16 protein-coding genes are annotated in these 16,245 nt (G+C 74.5%); 11 read left to right on the forward strand and 5 right to left on the reverse strand.

The window, feature by feature from the left end; all coding sequences use genetic code 11:
- Positions 1–186: 186 nt before the first annotated feature.
- The 11 genes from KSK32_RS18205 to rdgB all read left to right on the forward strand — a co-directional run bounded on the left by KSK32_RS18205 (position 187) and on the right by rdgB (position 9,296).
- The gene (locus KSK32_RS18205; protein WP_216932294.1) at positions 187–1,725 is read left to right on the forward strand and encodes a hypothetical protein; all 1,539 of its coding nucleotides are present in this window, start codon (positions 187–189) and stop codon (positions 1,723–1,725) included.
- A 115-nt stretch (positions 1,726–1,840) separates the two neighbouring features.
- Positions 1,841–2,131 carry an ATP-dependent Clp protease adapter ClpS gene (gene clpS, locus KSK32_RS18210; RefSeq protein WP_018786685.1) on the forward strand — a complete coding sequence of 97 codons (291 nt, stop codon included), beginning with the start codon at positions 1,841–1,843 and terminating at the stop codon, positions 2,129–2,131.
- Positions 2,128–2,631 carry a DUF2017 domain-containing protein gene (locus KSK32_RS18215; RefSeq protein ID WP_216932295.1) on the forward strand — a complete coding sequence of 168 codons (504 nt, stop codon included), beginning with the start codon at positions 2,128–2,130 and terminating at the stop codon, positions 2,629–2,631. The genes clpS and KSK32_RS18215 overlap by 4 nt, the downstream gene beginning before the upstream one ends.
- Positions 2,632–2,686: 55 nt before the next feature.
- Positions 2,687–3,175, forward strand: coding sequence for a Mov34/MPN/PAD-1 family protein (locus KSK32_RS18220; RefSeq protein WP_128138201.1), 489 nt, complete (start codon positions 2,687–2,689; stop codon positions 3,173–3,175).
- A gap of 67 nt (positions 3,176–3,242) precedes the next feature.
- On the forward strand, positions 3,243–3,581 hold the full coding sequence (locus KSK32_RS18225; protein ID WP_216932296.1) for a MoaD family protein: 339 nt from the start codon (positions 3,243–3,245) through the stop codon (positions 3,579–3,581).
- Positions 3,582–3,592: 11 nt separating this feature from the next.
- The gene (locus tag KSK32_RS18230) at positions 3,593–4,558 is read left to right on the forward strand and encodes a PLP-dependent cysteine synthase family protein (protein WP_216932297.1); all 966 of its coding nucleotides are present in this window, start codon (positions 3,593–3,595) and stop codon (positions 4,556–4,558) included.
- A gap of 225 nt (positions 4,559–4,783) precedes the next feature.
- Positions 4,784–5,530 carry an MBL fold metallo-hydrolase gene (locus KSK32_RS18235; RefSeq protein ID WP_216932298.1) on the forward strand — a complete coding sequence of 249 codons (747 nt, stop codon included), beginning with the start codon at positions 4,784–4,786 and terminating at the stop codon, positions 5,528–5,530.
- A 90-nt stretch (positions 5,531–5,620) separates the two neighbouring features.
- Entirely contained in the window at positions 5,621–6,760 is a 1,140-nt protein-coding gene (locus KSK32_RS18240; protein ID WP_216932299.1) for a glycosyltransferase family 1 protein, read from the forward strand.
- On the forward strand, positions 6,757–7,899 hold the full coding sequence (locus KSK32_RS18245; protein ID WP_216932300.1) for a glycosyltransferase: 1,143 nt from the start codon (positions 6,757–6,759) through the stop codon (positions 7,897–7,899). Before KSK32_RS18240 ends, KSK32_RS18245 begins: the two co-directional genes overlap by 4 nt.
- 54 nt (positions 7,900–7,953) lie before the next feature.
- Positions 7,954–8,682, forward strand: a complete 729-nt coding sequence (gene rph, locus KSK32_RS18250) for a ribonuclease PH (RefSeq protein ID WP_216932301.1) — start codon at positions 7,954–7,956, stop codon at positions 8,680–8,682.
- Complete coding sequence (gene rdgB / locus KSK32_RS18255) at positions 8,679–9,296, forward strand: RdgB/HAM1 family non-canonical purine NTP pyrophosphatase (protein ID WP_018786676.1); 618 nt, start codon at positions 8,679–8,681, stop codon at positions 9,294–9,296. Before rph ends, rdgB begins: the two co-directional genes overlap by 4 nt.
- Before the next feature lie 2 nt (positions 9,297–9,298).
- Here rdgB and hutH read toward each other — a convergent pair whose 3' ends face one another.
- The 5 genes from hutH to hutU are packed head-to-tail and all read right to left on the reverse strand — an operon-like array spanning position 9,299 to position 16,242.
- Positions 9,299–10,837 carry a histidine ammonia-lyase gene (gene hutH / locus KSK32_RS18260; protein WP_216932302.1) on the reverse strand — a complete coding sequence of 513 codons (1,539 nt, stop codon included), beginning with the start codon at positions 10,835–10,837 and terminating at the stop codon, positions 9,299–9,301.
- Positions 10,834–12,000: an imidazolonepropionase gene (gene hutI / locus KSK32_RS18265; RefSeq protein WP_216936196.1), complete on the reverse strand. Its 1,167-nt coding sequence runs from the start codon at positions 11,998–12,000 to the stop codon at positions 10,834–10,836. Before hutI ends, hutH begins: the two co-directional genes overlap by 4 nt.
- On the reverse strand, positions 12,000–13,364 hold the full coding sequence (locus KSK32_RS18270; RefSeq protein ID WP_216936198.1) for a formimidoylglutamate deiminase: 1,365 nt from the start codon (positions 13,362–13,364) through the stop codon (positions 12,000–12,002). Before KSK32_RS18270 ends, hutI begins: the two co-directional genes overlap by 1 nt.
- The gene (locus tag KSK32_RS18275; RefSeq protein ID WP_216932303.1) at positions 13,361–14,581 is read right to left on the reverse strand and encodes an allantoate amidohydrolase; all 1,221 of its coding nucleotides are present in this window, start codon (positions 14,579–14,581) and stop codon (positions 13,361–13,363) included. Before KSK32_RS18275 ends, KSK32_RS18270 begins: the two co-directional genes overlap by 4 nt.
- A gap of 11 nt (positions 14,582–14,592) precedes the next feature.
- Entirely contained in the window at positions 14,593–16,242 is a 1,650-nt protein-coding gene (gene hutU, locus KSK32_RS18280; protein ID WP_216932304.1) for a urocanate hydratase, read from the reverse strand.
- Positions 16,243–16,245 lie beyond the last annotated feature (3 nt).

A 16,245-nucleotide genomic window follows, 5' to 3' on the forward strand; every position in this document is an offset into this window, starting at 1 on the left:
GCATATCGACCGTGTTCCGTCCGCGTGCGTACCGTCACGCAGTGAAGTTGAGTAATCTGTTCATTACCGGTGAGTACCGGCGTTGTTGGTTGTCGGATGGCCGACACCCGTACTCTTCCGGCAGTCCCTGCAACCAGGGAGAATCCGCGACCGCTACCCCGGTCGCCCGACCGGGAGGCCCACCTGATGACGCCAGGTTCGCTCCCTTCGGTCGACGTGCCCGACCCGCGCCGGCAGGCCGGGCCCCCCGGATGTGCCCCGCTGCCGGCCCGGATCGGGGTGACCGCGCCCGGACCGGACGAGCCGATGGCGGTGGTCGTCGCCGGTCCGGCCGGCGCGAACCGGCGTGAGCTGATCGCCGGCCTGCTCGGGGTCGAGGCCGCGACGCTCGCCGTGCCGCCGGGAAGCAATCTGCTGGTCCAGCACGCCGCCACCGCCACCCGCGCCGCGTACGTCCCGGGCTACCGCCAGCCGCACGCCTACGGCGCCGACCCGATCGCCGCCGGCCCGGCGCTGGCCCGGCCGCCGCGCCGGGTCGAGCTGAGCCTGCCCGATCCGCTGCTGCGGCATTTCGCGGTGGTCGACACGCCTGATACCGGCACGCTCGGCGTCGCCGGTGGCCGGGTGCTGCGCGACGCCGTCGGCCGGGCCGGCGCGCTGCTCTTCGTGATCTCCGCCGACCAGGCGTTCAGCGCGGCCGAGATGCACCTGCTCGCCGAGGTGGCGCGTACCCGGGTCGAAGTGTTCTTCGCCGTCACGCCCGGCGTGACCGGGCCGGCCGCGCCGGGCGACGGAGCGCGGGCCCAGGACCGGGCGGCGTCCGGTCCCGGGTCCACCCGCCGGCTCGACCCGGTGTCGGTCTCCATCGAGGCGCACCGCGCGGCGCTACTGGCCGCGGTGCCGGCACTCACCCCGGCCCGGTGGTTCCCGGCCCGCCGCGCCGAGCTGCCGCAGCTGCGCCGCGCGCTGGTCGGCTGGGCCGCCGACGAGGTGCTGCGTCGCGGCAGCGCGTGCCCGCCGGTGCCGGCCGGTGCGCACGGCCGGGTGCCGGTGCTCGCCGGCGTGGATCCGGGTGATCTGGCCGACCGGATCGACCGCCAGGCCCGCGCCTGCGCCCGCCGGATCCGCCAGCACCTCGCTCTGGAGCTGGCCAACATCCACCTGCGGGTGGTGCAGGAGATCGTCTTCGGGGTCGGCTGCACCGGCCTGCCGCAGATGCTCGACCGGGAACTGGAGGCGTTGTCGCTGCTCGCCACCGCCCAGTGCGACGAGGCCGTGCGGGGCCTGGTCGACGAGGCCGCCGCCCGGGTGTTCGGCGCGCCGCTGGCCGAGGGCGTACGCCGGCGGATCACCCACGCGGTGCGCTGGGGCCTGGCCGACCACCCGGGCGCGCCCGAGCTGGACCGGGTGCTCCTGGTGACCAGCACGGCCGGGGTCGCCGGGCTGACCGGGGCGGGAGCCCTGGACGCGCTGGCCGGCCTGCCCGGCGCGCAGCGGGACGAGGTGCTCCCGCCGGTCGGCGTCGCCCTCAACGGCGGCTGCTGGCAGCACTGGCGGGCGCCCGGCAACAACGACCCGAACGCCGCGCGCTCCTGGGCTCAGCGCGCGCTGCGCGAGGTCGAACTCGAACTGTCCCGCGAGGTGTCCCGCCGCTTCGAGGTGATCCGTCTCTCGCTGGGCGCGGTGCTGGCCGATGCGGTCGACCACGGCATCCTGCTTGCCTGACCACGGGGCCGGCAGGCGGCGACCCGGGCTCGCGTACGCGGCCCGGGCCGGTGACGACGACCCGCGCGCCGTTCCGGTTCATCGGTTCCCCGGATCCGGTGGCACGATGGGGGGCATGGCGGCTCCACAGGTTGCGCCGGTCGAGACGCCGGACACCGAAGAGGTGCCGGTCTCCGACCGGCCATGGGTGACCATCGTCTGGGACGATCCGGTCAACCTGATGACGTATGTGACCTGGGTTTTCCAGAAGCTCTTCGGGTACAGCCGGGAGAAGGCGGAGCGGCTCATGCTGGACGTGCACCACAAGGGCAAGGCCGTGGTCTCCAGCGGCGCCCGGGAGCGGATGGAGCACGACGCGGCGCAACTGCACGCGTACGGCCTCTGGGCGACGGTGGATCGATCATGAGTATGTTCCGCCGCCGGGGCGACCACTACGTGGCCACGTTCGCGGTCGACGAGGTCCGGGTGCTGCGCAAGGTCGCAGGCGAGGTGGTCGGCCTGCTGACCGACGGCTTCGACCACGGCGACCCGGTGGTCGGGCGGCTCTTCCCCGACGTCTACCCGGACGACGACGCCGGCACCGCCGAGTTCCGCCGCTACACCGAGGGTGATCTGAAGACCGGCAAGATCGACCAGGCGGGTGCCGTGCTCGCCGCGCTGCCCGACGGGGACGCCGGTGGCGAGGTGCGGCTGGACGCGGAGGCGGCCGAGGCGTGGCTTCGGGCGCTGAACGACGCCCGGCTGGCGATGGGCGTACGCCTGGAGATCAAGGACGGCACCGACCTGGGTGAGGAGCTCGACGACGCGGTGGCCGCGGACCCGGGTTCGTCCCGGGTGTTCCAACTGTCGGTCTACGCCTATCTCGGATATCTCCAGGAGTCCCTGCTCAACGCGCTGATCGACTGAGTGGTGACGGTTGCCACCTCGCCGCCCGGGAGGGCCAGGCGCTAGGCTTGGCGGCGTGCTGAGCATCGACCGGTCGATCATCGACGCGATCGTCGCCCACGCGCGTCGGGACCACCCGGACGAGGCGTGCGGCGTGGTCGCCGGCCCCGTCGGCAGCGACACCCCGACCCGGCACATCCCGATGGACAACGCCGCCCGCTCCATGACGTTCTACGAGTTCGACTCGATGGAGCAGTTGCGGGTGTGGCGCGAGATGGACGACCGCGACGAGGAACCGGTCGTCATCTACCACTCGCACACCGCGACGGAGGCCTACCCGTCGCGTACGGACGTCTCCTTCGCCGGCGAGCCGGGCGCGCACTACCTGCTCGTCTCGACCCGCGAGCCCGACACCGAGGAGATCCGCTCCTTCCGGATCGTCGACGGCGTGGTCACCGAGGAACCGGTGGAGATCGTGGATGCCGCCGTGGACCCGAACGCCGTCCAGTCCTACATGTTCGGGCAGAGCCCGGCGACGGTCGACTACGAGTGTTCCGGCCGCTGACCTTCAGCGCCGGCACCTTCCTTTTCCCGTCACCTGGCACGACCCCGAACGAGGAGCACGAGACATCATGGCCATCGAGGTTCGCATCCCCACCATCCTGCGCAGCTACACCGGCGGCGCGAAGGTCGTCGAGGGCAGCGGCGACACGCTCGCCGACCTGCTCGCCGACCTGGACTCCCGGCACGGCGGCCTGAAGGCCCGCCTGGTCACCGACGCGGGCGCGCTGCACCGGTTCGTCAACGTCTACGTCAACGACGAGGACGTCCGCTTCCTCGGCGCGCTCGACGCCAAGCTCAACGACGGCGACAGCGTGACCATCCTGCCGGCCGTGGCCGGTGGCGCGTTCGGCTTCGCGGCCGCCGCGGCGATCGCCTCGCACGCGGTCTCCACGCGCGCCGCCCGCTGAGGGGGCCCGCGATGGCGCGGTACGACAGCCTCCTCGACGCCTGCGGCGGCACACCGCTGGTCGGGTTGCCCCGGCTCTCGCCGACGGTCCCGGCCGGGGCGCCGCCGGTGCGGCTCTGGGCCAAGCTGGAGGACCGGAACCCGACCGGCAGCATCAAGGACCGCGCGGCCCTGTTCATGGTCCGCGCGGCCGAGGAGGCCGGCCGGCTGCGTCCGGGTGACACGATCCTGGAGCCGACCAGCGGCAACACCGGCATCTCGCTGGCCATGGTGGCGAAGCTGCGCGGCTACCGGCTGGTCTGTGTGATGCCGGAGAACGTCTCCACCGAGCGGGTGCAACTGCTCCGGATGTACGGCGCGGAGATCATCTTCTCGCCGGCCGCGGGTGGCTCGAACCAGGCGGTCGCGACCGCCAAGCAGATCTCCGCCGAGCACCCGGACTGGGTGATGCTCTACCAGTACGGCAACGAGGCGAACGCCCGGGCGCACTACGAGACGACCGGGCCGGAACTGCTCCAGGACCTGCCGGGCATCACCCACTTCGTAGCAGGGCTGGGCACCACCGGCACGCTCATGGGCACCGGGCGCTACCTGCGGGAGAAGGTCGAGGGCATCCAGATCGTGGCGGCCGAGCCGCGCTACGGCGAGCTGGTCTACGGTCTGCGCAACATCGACGAGGGTTACGTGCCCGAGCTGTACGACGCCGGGGTGCTGTCCCGCCGCTTCTCCGTGGGCACCCGGGACGCGGTGCTGCGGACCCGGCAGCTCGTCGAGGTGGAAGGCGTCTTCGCCGGGTTCTCCACCGGCGCCATCCTGCACGCCGCGCTCGCGGTGGCGCACGAGGCGGTCCGCGACGGCCGGCGCGCGGACGTGGCGTTCGTGGTCTGCGACGGCGGCTGGAAATACCTGTCGACCGGCGCGTACGGCGGCACCCTCGCCGACGCGGAGGAGTCCCTGGACGGTCAGCTCTGGGCCTGACGGACCGGTGGCCGGTCCGGTCGGTGGCGTGCCCGCCGGCCGGACCGCCGGTCTCGTCCGGACGGGACGTGTATGGGTGTCACGTTGATGACAACTTCCGGCAGATGATTCTTGCCCGACCGGGGCGACGCGTAGGCTGCGCAGCGTGGCGAGCGCGTCGGTAGAGATCATCGGCGGCGCCGCCGCCGGCGCATCGACTACTCATGGTGAGATCGAGGCCACCGGATGAGACTGACCGTCCTCGGCTGCGCGGGCAGCTTCCCGGGCCCCGAATCCCCCTGCTCGGCCTATCTCATGGAAGCCGAGGGCTTCCGCCTCCTGATCGACTTCGGCGTGGGCTCGCTCTCCACGCTCCAGCGCTACGTCGGGCTGCACGCCCCCGACGCCATCCTCCTCACCCACCTGCACTGCGACCACATGTTCGACGCCGTGTCCTACGTAGTGGTACGCCGGTACGCGCCGGACGGCCCGTACCCGCCCCTGCCGATGTACGCCCCCTCCGGCGCGCCCGACCGGCTGGCCACCGCGTACGGGCAGGAGGAGGGCTCGGTGGAGGACGTCTACCAGTTCTACGGCCTGCAGCCGGGCACGTTCCCGATCGGCCCGTTCACCGTCACCGTCGACCGGATGAACCACCCGGTCGAGACGTACGGGGTGCGGCTGGAGCACGGCGGCAGGGTGTTCTGCTACTCCGCCGACACCGCGCCCTGCGAGGCGCTGCTGCGACTGGCCCAGGACGCCGACGTGTTCCTCTGCGAGGCGAGCTACATGGACGGCGTGGAGAACCCGCCGGACCTGCACCTGACCGGCCGGGAGGCGGGCGAGGCGGCCACCAAGGCGGGAGTGGGGCGGCTCCTGCTCACCCACCTCGTACCGGCCTGGGGCAGCGAGTCGCAGACCGTGGAGGCGGCGGCCGGGGCGTACACCGGGCCGCTCGAAGTGGTCCGGGCGGGCGCCAGCTACGACATCTGACCGGCGCCCGGGCCGGGCGTTGTCGCAGTGTTCGCCGGCCGGTCAGCGTGCCGTCGCCTGCCGCATCCGTGCCGCCCGCACCCTCGGGCCATGCGGATCGCCATCGTCACCGAGTCGTTTCCGCCGGACGTCAACGGCGTGGCGCACTCGGTCGTCCGGGCCGCCGAGCACCTGGTCGCCCGGGGTCACGAGCCCCTCGTCGTCGCGCCCGCCCCGGCCGGGGGCCGCCGCCGCCGGGTCGACCACCACGCCTATCCGGTGGTGCGCCTGCCGAGCGTGCCCCTGCCCCGCTATCAGGGCTTCCGGCTCGCCGTGCCGAGCGTCGGACTGACCGGCGCGCTGCTCGGGCACCGGCCCGACGTGGTCCACCTGGCCAGTCCCTTCGTGCTGGGCGCGGCCGGCGCGTCGGTGGCGGCCCGCCACGGCCTGCCCGCCGTCGCGGTCTACCAGACCGATGTGGCGGCCTACGCCCGGGCGTACCGGGTGGGATGGGGCGAGGCCGCCGCGTGGCGGCGGATCCGCGAGATCCACAACTCCGCGCAGCGCACCCTCGCGCCGTCCACCCGCGCCGCGTCGGACCTGATCAATCACGGGGTACGCCGGATCTGGCTGTGGCGGCGCGGCGTGGACGCCGTCCGGTTCCACCCGGCGCGGCGCAGCGAACAGCTCCGCGCGACGCTCGCAACCGGCGGCGAACTGCTTGTCGGGTACGTCGGCCGGCTCGCCCCGGAGAAGCGGGTGGACCTGTTGGCGCCGGTCACCGACCTGCCCGGCGTGCGGGTGGTGGTGGTCGGCGACGGGCCGGCCCGGCGTCAGCTCGAACGGGCGCTGCCGGCGGTGCGGTTCCTCGGCGTGCGACGCGACGACGCACTGGCCGAGCTGTACGCCAGCCTCGACGTGTTCGTCCACACCGGACCGCACGAGACGTTCGGGCAGACGCTCCAGGAGGCCGCGGCGAGCGGCGTACCGGTGGTGGCGCCGGCCAGCGGTGGTCCGGTGGACCTGGTCGAGTCGGGGGTGACCGGGCTGCTGGTGCCGCCGGACGACGGCGCCGCGCTGGCCGCCGCCGTCGCCGAGCTGGCCGCCGACCCGTCCCGGCGGGCCCGGTACGGCGCGGCGGCCCGCGCGGCGGTGGCCCGGCGGAGCTGGGACGCGGTCGGGGACGAGCTGATCGGGCACTACCAGGCAGTGCTGGCCGGTTCGCCCGCCGCCGGACGGCTCGCTGCGTGACCGGGGCCGCCGCCCGTCCGGTACGGATCGTCCGGCTTGCCAACTTCGTGACGGCGCGGTCCGGCGGGCTGCGGACGGCGCTGCGCCAACTGGGCGCCGGGTATCTGTCCGCCGGTCACGAACCGGTGCTGGTGATCCCCGGTGCGCGCCCGTCGGACAAGGTGCGGCCGTGGGGGCGGGAGATCACCCTGCCCGGACCGGAGCTGCCCGGCACCGGCGGCTATCGGGTGCTGTGGGACCGGCGGCGATTGGCCCGGCTCCTCGGCGACCTGGCCCCGGACCGGATCGAGGTCTCCGATCGCAGCACGCTGCGCTGGACCGGCCGCTGGGCACGGGAGCACGGGGTGCGCTCGACGATGGTCTCGCACGAGAGCCTGACCGGGCTGCTCGGCCAGTGGGGGGTGCCGACCGGGCTGGCCCGGCGGACCGCCGACCGGCTGAACCGCGAGACGGTACGCCGGTTCGACCGGATCGTCTGCACCACCCGCTGGGCCGCGGAGGAGTTCGGCCGGCTGGACGGACCGCCGGTCGAGCGGGTGCCGCTCGGCGTCGACCTGGACACGTTCCACCCCCGTCGCGCCGACCCGGCGCTGCGGGAGCGGTACGCCGACGACTCGGAGGTGCTGCTGGTGCACTGCGCCCGGCTCTCCGTGGAGAAACGCCCCGACCTGGCGCTGACCACGCTGGCCCGGCTGCGCCGCGCCGGCGTACCGGCGGTCCTGGTGCTGGTCGGGGACGGGCCGCTGCGGCCGGCGTTGGCCCGGCGGGCAGCGGGCCTGCCGGTGCACTTCACCGGGTTCCTGCCGGACCAGCTGTCGGTGGCCGCGCTGCTGGCCGGCGCGGACGTGGTGCTCGCGCCCGGGCCGGTGGAGACGTTCGGCCTGGCCGGCCTGGAGGCGCTCGCATCCGGCACGCCGGTGGTGGCGAACGCGGCGAGCGCCCTGCCCGAGGTGATCGGGCCGGGCGGGCTCGCCGCGTACGGCACCCCGGCGGCGTTCGCCGTCGCGGTCCGCCGGCTGCTGGACCGGCCGGAGGCAGAGCGTCGCGCGGCCGCGCGGGCCCGCGCCGAGGAGTTCGGCTGGCCGGCCGCCGTCGCGGGTTTCCTCCACGCGCACGGGGTCGATGCGCCGGCGTGCTGACCGGCCGGTGGCACCCGCGGTCGGTGCGATCACCGCACCGCATAGGGTGCAGACATGGCGCGACCTGACGGGCGGCAGCCCGACCAACTCCGACCGGTGACCCTGACCCGGGGCTGGAGCACCCACCCGGAGGGCTCGGTGCTCGTCGAGTTCGGCGCGACCCGGGTCCTCTGCACGGCGAGCGTCACCGAGGGCGTGCCCCGCTGGCGCAAGGGTTCCGGGCTGGGCTGGGTGACCGCCGAGTACGCGATGCTGCCCCGGGCCACGAACACCCGCTCGGACCGGGAGAGCGTCCGCGGCAAGGTCGGTGGCCGGACCCACGAGATCTCCCGGCTGATCGGCCGCAGCCTGCGCGCCTGCGTCGACCTCAAGGCACTCGGCGAGAACTCGATCGTGCTGGACTGCGACGTGCTCCAGGCCGACGGCGGCACCCGTACCGCGGCGATCACCGGCGCCTACGTCGCGCTGCACGACGCGGTGACCTGGCTGGCCGAGCGCAAGGCGCTGGCCGGCAAGGTGGAGAAGGTGATGCACCGCTCGGTGGCGGCGGTGAGCGTCGGGGTGATCGGCGGCGAGGCGATGCTCGACCTCTGCTACGCCGAGGACGTCACCGCCGAGGTCGACATGAACGTGGTCTGCACCGGCACCGGCGACTTCGTCGAGGTGCAGGGCACCGGTGAGGCGGGCGTCTTCGCCCGCGACCAGCTCGACGCGCTGCTCGACCTGGGCGTGGCGGGCTGTCTGGAACTGGCCGACGCGCAGCGGAAGGCGCTCTCGTCATGAACAAGGTCCTGCTCGCCACCCGGAACCGGAAGAAGCTGGTCGAACTCCAGCGGATCCTGGACGGCGCGCTCGGCGCGCACCGGATCGCCCTGCTCGGCCTCGACGACGTCGAGGAGTATCCGGAGCTGCCGGAGACCGGCCTCACCTTCGGGGAGAACGCGCTGATCAAGGCGCGGGAGGGCTGCCGGCGTACCGGCCTGCCCACCATCGCCGACGACTCCGGTCTGGCGGTGGACGCCCTCAACGGCATGCCGGGTGTGTTCAGCGCCCGCTGGTCCGGCCGGCACGGCGACGACCACGCCAACCTCCAGCTCGTGCTGGACCAGGTCGCCGACGTGCCGGACGAGCACCGGGGCGCCGCGTTCGTCTGCACCGTGGCGCTGGTGCTGCCCGGCGGAAAGGAGCACCTGGTCGACGGCCGCCAGTCCGGCCGGCTGCTGCGCGCGCCGCGCGGCGACGGCGGCTTCGGCTACGACCCGGTCTTCCTGGGCGACGGGCAGGAGCGGACGAACGCGGAGCTGACGCCCGAGGAGAAGGACGCGGTCAGCCACCGCGGCAAGGCGCTGCGGGAGCTGGCCAAGCTGGTCGCGAAGGTGCTCCCGCCCGCCGCCTGAGATCAGCCGAGCGGGCCGATCTCCCGTTCGATCGCGGCGCGCAGCTCCGGGCCGCGCACCACCTCGCGTGCGGCCTCCATCAGCGGCGCGAGGAACACGTCCGGTCCCGGTTCCCCGATGGCGTCGCCGAGCGCGTGCAGCGCCGCCCGCCCGGCCGGCGACGGGGTCAGCGGCGCGCGGAGCTGGAGCCCGCGTACGGCCGACAGCAGCTCCACCGCGAGCAGGCTGGTCAGGTTGTCCAGCACGGTGCGCAGCTTCTTGGTGGCCGCCCAGCCCATCGAGACGTGGTCCTCCTGCATGCCGCTGGTGGGCAGCGAATCGATCGAGGCGGGCGCGGCGAGCCGGCGGTTCTCCGCGACGATCCCGGCGGCGGTGTACTGGGCGATCATCAGGCCCGAGTTCACTCCGGGGTCCGGCGACAGGAACGCGGGCAGATCCCGGGAACGGGTGACGTCCAGCAGCCGGTCCACCCGGCGCTCGGCGATGGCGCCCACCTCGGCCGCGGCGATGGCCAGGTAGTCGGCGGCGAAGCCGAGCGGCGCGCCGTGGAAGTTCCCGGTCGACTCGACCCGCCCGTCCGGCAGCACCACCGGGTTGTCGACCACCGACAACAGTTCCCGGCCGGCCACCACCTCGACGAAGTCGAGCGTGTCCCGGGCCGCGCCGGCCACCTGCGGGGCGCAGCGCATCGAGTACGCGTCCTGCACCGCGTGCGCCAGGTCGTCGCGGTGCGAGTCCATCACCGCCGAGCCCTGCAACAGCCGGTGGATGTTCGCCGCCGACGCGGCCTGCCCCGGATGCGGTCGGATGGCGTGCAGCTCCGGCAGGAACGGCCGCTCCGAGCCGAGCATCGCCTCGATGGCCAGCGCGGCAGTCACGTCCGCCATGGCGAACAGGTGCCGGGCGTCGGAGACGGCGAGCAGCAGCATGCCGAGCATGCCGTCGGTGCCGTTGATCAGCGCCAGCCCTTCCTTGGCGGCGAGCGACACCGGCCTCAGCCCGGCCCGGCGCAGCGCGTCGGCGGCCGGGACGCGGTCACCGGCCGGGCCGAGCACCCAGCCCTCGCCGAGCAGCACCAGCGCGCAGTGCGCCAGCGGCGCCAGGTCACCTGATGCGCCGAGCGAGCCGTGCTCGGGCACCCACGGGGTGACGTCGTGGTTGAGCAGGTCCACGAGCGCCTCGGCGACCAGCGGACGGACCCCGGAGCGCCCGAGCGCCAGCGAGCGGACCCGCAGCAGCATCATGGCGCGTACCACCTCGCGCGGCATCGGCGCGCCCACCCCGGCGGCGTGCGAGCGGATCAGCGCGTGCTGGAGCTCGGCCCGGCGTTCCGGCGCGACGAACGTGTTCGCGAGCGCGCCGAAGCCGGTGGAGACGCCGTACACCGGGCGGCCGGCCGCCTCGATGCCGTCCACGATGGACCGGGAGGTCGCCATGGCCTCGGTGGCGGCCGGGTCGAGCACGACCTTGGTGGTGCCGCGGGCCACCGCGAGCACGTCGGCGGCTGTGACGCCGGTGGACAGGATGGTCACTGTGGTCATCGCGGTACTCCGTTGTGCAGGACCTGGCGGATCAGTGGCACCCCCGGCCGGTAGGCCAGGTGCAGGTGGGACGGCGCGTCGAGGATGATCAGGTCGGCCCGCGCGCCCTGGGTCAGCCGGCCCACGTCGGTGCGCCGCAGCGCCGCCGCCCCGCCGGCGGTCGCGGCCCACACCGCCTCCGCCGGGGTCATCCGCATCTCGCGTACGGCGAGCGCGACGCAGAACGGCATCGACGACGTGTACGACGACCCGGGGTTGCAGTCGGTGGCCAGCGCGACCGTGACGCCCGCGTCGAGCAGCCGCCGGGCGTCCGGATACGGCGACCGGGTGGAGAACTCGGCGCCTGGTAGCAGCGTGGCGACCGTCTCCGAACCGGCGAGCGCGTCGATGTCGGCGTCGGTCAGGTGGGTGCAGTGGTCCACGCTGGCCGCGCCCAGCTCCACCCCGAGCCGCACGCCCGGGCCGGGGCCGAGCTGGTTGGCGTGCAGCCGCACGCCCAGACCTGCCGCCTGCCCGCAGGCGAGGATCGCCCGCGCGTGGTCGGCGTCGAACGCGCCCCGCTCGCAGAACACGTCGATCCAGCGGGCGTACGGCGCGGCGGCGGCCAGCATCGGCCCGCACACCATGCCGACGTAGTCGTCCGGGCGGTCGGCGTACTCGGCGGGGACGACGTGCGCGCCGAGGAACGTGGTGTCCTCGGTGAACTCGGCGGCGATCCGCAGCGAGCGGGCCTCGTCGGCGACGTTCAGGCCGTACCCGCTCTTGATCTCGACGGTGGTGGTGCCCTGCCGCAGCATCTCGGCGCGCAGCCGGCCCACAGTGGCGCGCAGGTCGTCGTCGGAGGCCGCGCGGGTGGCGCCGACAGTGGTGCGGATGCCGCCCCCGGTGTAGGGCTCGCCGGCCATCCGGGCGGCGAACTCGGCGGCCCGGTCACCGGCGAAGACCAGGTGGGCGTGGCTGTCCACGAAGCCGGGCAGCACCGCCGCCCCGCCGGCGTCGATGCGCCGGTCGGCGGCCGGCGCGTCGCGGGCCGATCCGACCCAGGCCACCTGCCCGTCCTCGATCAGCAGGGCGGCCTCGCGCCGGATGCCCAGCGGGTCGCCGGGCCGGCCCTCGTTCGTGACCAGCTCGCCGATGTGGTCGACGAGCAGGCTGCCGCGCATCACGAGTCCTCCTTGGCGGTGACCGCAGCGATCGCGTCCCGCAGCTCGGTGGGCACGTCCACGGTCAGGTGCCGGCCGCCGTCCACCACGGGCCTCCCGTCCACGATCACGCTCGTCACGTCGGCGGCGGTGGCCGCGAAGAACGCGCCGACCGGCGGCACCCCGGCGGTGCGGGCGCTGTCCAGCCGTACCGTGACCAGGTCCGCCCGCTGCCCGACGGCGAGCCGGCCGGCGTCGCCCCAGCCCAGCGCTGCGTGCCCGCCGACGGTGGCGGCGCCGACCAGCTCGGCCGGGGTGAAGTGCCCCCGCCTGCGGGTACGCAGCCGCTCGTCCATCTCCAGCGCGCGGGCCTCCTCGAACAGGTCCACCACGGCGTGACTGTCGCTGCCGAGGCTCAGCGGGCTGCCCGCGTCGGCCATCCGGCGCACCGGGCCGACCCCGTCGGCCAGGTCGCGTTCGGTGGTGGGGCAGACGCAGACCCGGGTACGGCTGTCGCCGAGCAGCGCCACGTCGGTGGCGGTCGGGTGGGTGGCGTGCACGGCTGTGGTGTGCGGGCCGAGCACGCCGTGGTCGGCCAGCAGCCGGGTCGGGGTGCACCCGTGCACGGCCCGGCAGGCGTCGTTCTCGGCCGGCTGCTCGGACAGGTGCACGTGCAGCGGCAGGCCGTTGCGGTCGGCCCAGCCGGCCACCGTGGCGAGCTGCTCGGCCGGGACCGCGCGCACCGAGTGGACGGCCGCGCCGAGCCGGACGTGCTCGTCGGCCGGGCGGAACGCGTCCACCCGCTGCGCCCAGCGCAGCGCGTCACCGTCACCGAACCGCCGTTGCGGCCCGGCCAGCGGCGCGCCGTCCACGCCTCCGGCCAGGTACGCGGTGTCCAGCAGCGTGAGCCGGACCCCGGCGTGCGCGGCGGCCTCCACGAGCGCGGCGGACATGGCGTTCGGGTCGTCGTACGGGGTGCCGCCGGGACCGTGGTGCAGGTAGTGGAACTCGCCGACGCAGGTGATCCCGGACAGCGCCATCTCCGCGTACACGGCGCGGGCCAGCGCGAGGTAGGTGTCCGGGTCGAGCCGGATCGCGACGGCGTACATCAGGCTGCGCCAGGACCAGAAGTCGCCGCGCCCGTCGTGGGTGCGCCCGCGCAGCGCCCGGTGGAACGCGTGCGAGTGGGCGTTTGCGAGGCCGGGCAGCGTCAGGCCGGGCAGCCGGATCGCGTCGGCGAGCACCTCGACCCCGGCGGTCGGCGGCCCGTCCGCGGTCAGCGGGGTGACAGTTGTGAGCCGCCCGTCGGTCGCCTCGATCAGCACGTCCCGGGTGGGCTCGGCGCGGTCGGGCAGCCAGGCGTACTCGGCCAGCCAGCGGGTCAGCGGCATGCCAGCTCCTCCAGCACCCGGGCCAGGGCGACCACCCCGGCGGCGCAGTCGGCGTCGGTGGCCGCCTCGGCCGGGGAGTGCGACACCCCGGTCGGGTTGCGCACGAACAGCATCGCGGTGGGCAGGTGCGCCGCCAGCACCCCCGCGTCGTGCCCGGCGCCGGTGGGCAGCACCGGCGCGCCGAGCAGCGCGGCCAGCCGGTCGGCCAGCCCGCCGTCGAACGCGACGAGCGGGGTCGCCGACTCCTGGGTGCAGGTCAGCGCGGTCCCGTCGCGGCCGGCCCGGTCGGCCGCCTTGGCGCGTACCGCCTCGACCAGACCGTACAGCGTCTCCGCCTCGGCCGCCCGCGCGTCCAGCCAGCCGGTGACCCGGGACGGGATCGCGTTCGTGGCGTTCGGCTCGACCGACACCCGGCCCACTGTGGCGTGCGCGTCGCGCAGCCGGGCCTCCTTGTTCGCCGCCAGCACGGTGAACGCGTAGGTGAGCATCGGGTCGCGGCGGTCGGCCATCCGGGTCGTACCCGCGTGGTTGCCCTCGCCGGTGAAGTCGAACCGCCACCGGCCGTGCGGCCAGATCGCGGAGGCCACCGCGACCGGCGCGTCCAGGTCGACCAGCGCGCGGCCCTGCTCGACGTGCAGCTCCACGAAGGCCGCGAAGCGGCCGAGCAGCGCCGGATCGGCGCCCGCGGGCCGCTCGCCCAACGCCTCGGCGAAGGTCGTCCCGGCCTGGTCGCGCAGCCCGGCCGCGCGGTCGACGTCGATCTCGCCGGTGAGCAGCCGCGACCCCAGGCAGGGTACGCCGAACCGTGCGCCCTCCTCCTCCACGAACGCGGCCACCACCACCGGCCGGTCCGGGTTGACGCCGGCGGCCCGCAGCTCGTCCACGGCGAGGAACGCGCTGACGATGCCGAGCGGACCGTCGTACGCGCCGCCGTGCGGCACCGAGTCGAAGTGGCTGCCGGTCAGCACGGCGTCGCCGGCGGCCGGGTCGCCCCACCAGGCGAACAGGTTGCCGTTGCCGTCCTGCGCGACCGGCATGCCCCGCCGGTCGGCCTGCTCCCGGAACCAGGCGCGCAGCGTGCGCTCCGGCTCGGTCAGCGCGTAGCGCAGGTAGCCGCCGCTGCCGGCGTCCCGCCCGACCGGGGCGATCTCGTCCCACAGCTCCCGGAACCGGTGAGGAAGGGGCCCTTTCAATGCAGAATGCGTTAACAAGGGGCCCTTCCTTACGCTTCGGTCATCGGGACGCGGACGCCGGTGCGCTCGGCGACCTCGCGGGCGTCGTCGTAGCCGGCGTCGACGTGCCGGATCACGCCCATCGCCGGGTCGTTCGTGAGCACCCGCTCGATCTTCTGCCCGGCCAGCTCACTGCCGTCGGCCACGCAGACCTGGCCGGCGTGGATGGACCGGCCGATCCCGACGCCGCCGCCGTGGTGGATGGACACCCAGGACGCGCCGCTGGCGGTGTTGACGAGCGCGTTCAGCAGCGGCCAGTCGGCGATCGCGTCGGAGCCGTCGGCCATCGCCTCGGTCTCCCGGTAGGGGCTGGCCACGCTGCCGCAGTCCAGGTGGTCCCGGCCGATCACCACCGGCGCGCTGAGCTCGCCGGAGGCGACCATCTCGTTGAACCGCACCCCGGCGCGGTCGCGCTCGCCGTAGCCGAGCCAGCAGATCCGCGCCGGCAGCCCCTGGAACGCCACCCGCTCGCCGGCCATCCGGATCCACCGGGCGAGGGACTCGTTCTCCGGGAACAGGTCGAGGATGGCCCGGTCGGTGGCCGCGATGTCGCGCGGGTCGCCGGAGAGCGCGGCCCAGCGGAACGGGCCCTTGCCCTCGCAGAACAACGGCCTGATGTACGCGGGCACGAAGCCGGGGAAGTCGAACGCCCGCTCGTACCCGCCGAGCTCGGCCTCGCCCCGGATCGAGTTGCCGTAGTCGAAGACCTCCGCGCCCGCGTCCAGGAAGCCGACCATCGCCGCCACGTGCTTCGCCATCGACGCCCGGGCCCGGTCGGTGAACTCGGCCGGCTCGGCCGCCGCGTAGTCCCGCGCGTCGCCCGGGTCCACGCCCTCCGGCAGGTACGACAGCGGGTCGTGCGCGCTGGTCTGGTCGGTCACGATGTCGATCTCGACACCTCGGCGCAGCAGCTCGGGGAAGACGATGGCGGCGTTGCCGACCACCCCGACGCTCAGGGCCCGCCGGTCCCGCTTCGCCGTGAGCGCCCGCTCGACCGCGTCGTCCAGCGAGTCGGCGATCTCGTCGAGGTAGCGGTCGTGGGCCCGCCGCTCCAGCCGGGACCGGTCCACGTCCACGATCAGGCAGACGCCGCCGTTCATGGTGACCGCGAGCGGCTGCGCCCCGCCCATGCCGCCGCACCCGGCGGTGAGCGTCAACGTCCCGGCGAGCGTGCCCTCGAAGCGCTTGGCGGCGACGGCGGCGAACGTCTCGTACGTGCCCTGGAGGATGCCCTGGGTGCCGATGTAGATCCAGGAACCGGCGGTCATCTGCCCGTACATGGTCAGGCCGAGCGACTCCAGGCGGCGGAACTCCGGCCAGGTGGCCCAGTCGCCGACCAGGTTGGAGTTGGCCAGCAGTACGCGCGGCGCCCACTCGTGGGTGCGCATCACCCCGACCGGGCGGCCGGACTGCACGAGCATCGTCTCGTCGTCGCGCAGCTCGGTCAGCGTGCGCACCAGCGCGTGGTACGAGGGCCAGTCCCGGGCCGCCTTGCCGGTGCCCCCGTAGACCACAAGGTCCTCGGGGCGCTCGGCCACCTCCGGGTCGAGATTGTTCATCAGCATTCGCAGGGCGGCCTCCTGCGGCCACCCCTTCGCGGTGCGTGCGGTGCCGCGGGCGGCGCGGACGGGCTGGTGCATCTC

The organism is Micromonospora sp. WMMB482 (genome assembly GCF_019038635.1).
Taxonomy (GTDB): Bacteria; Actinomycetota; Actinomycetes; order Mycobacteriales; family Micromonosporaceae; genus Micromonospora; species Micromonospora marina.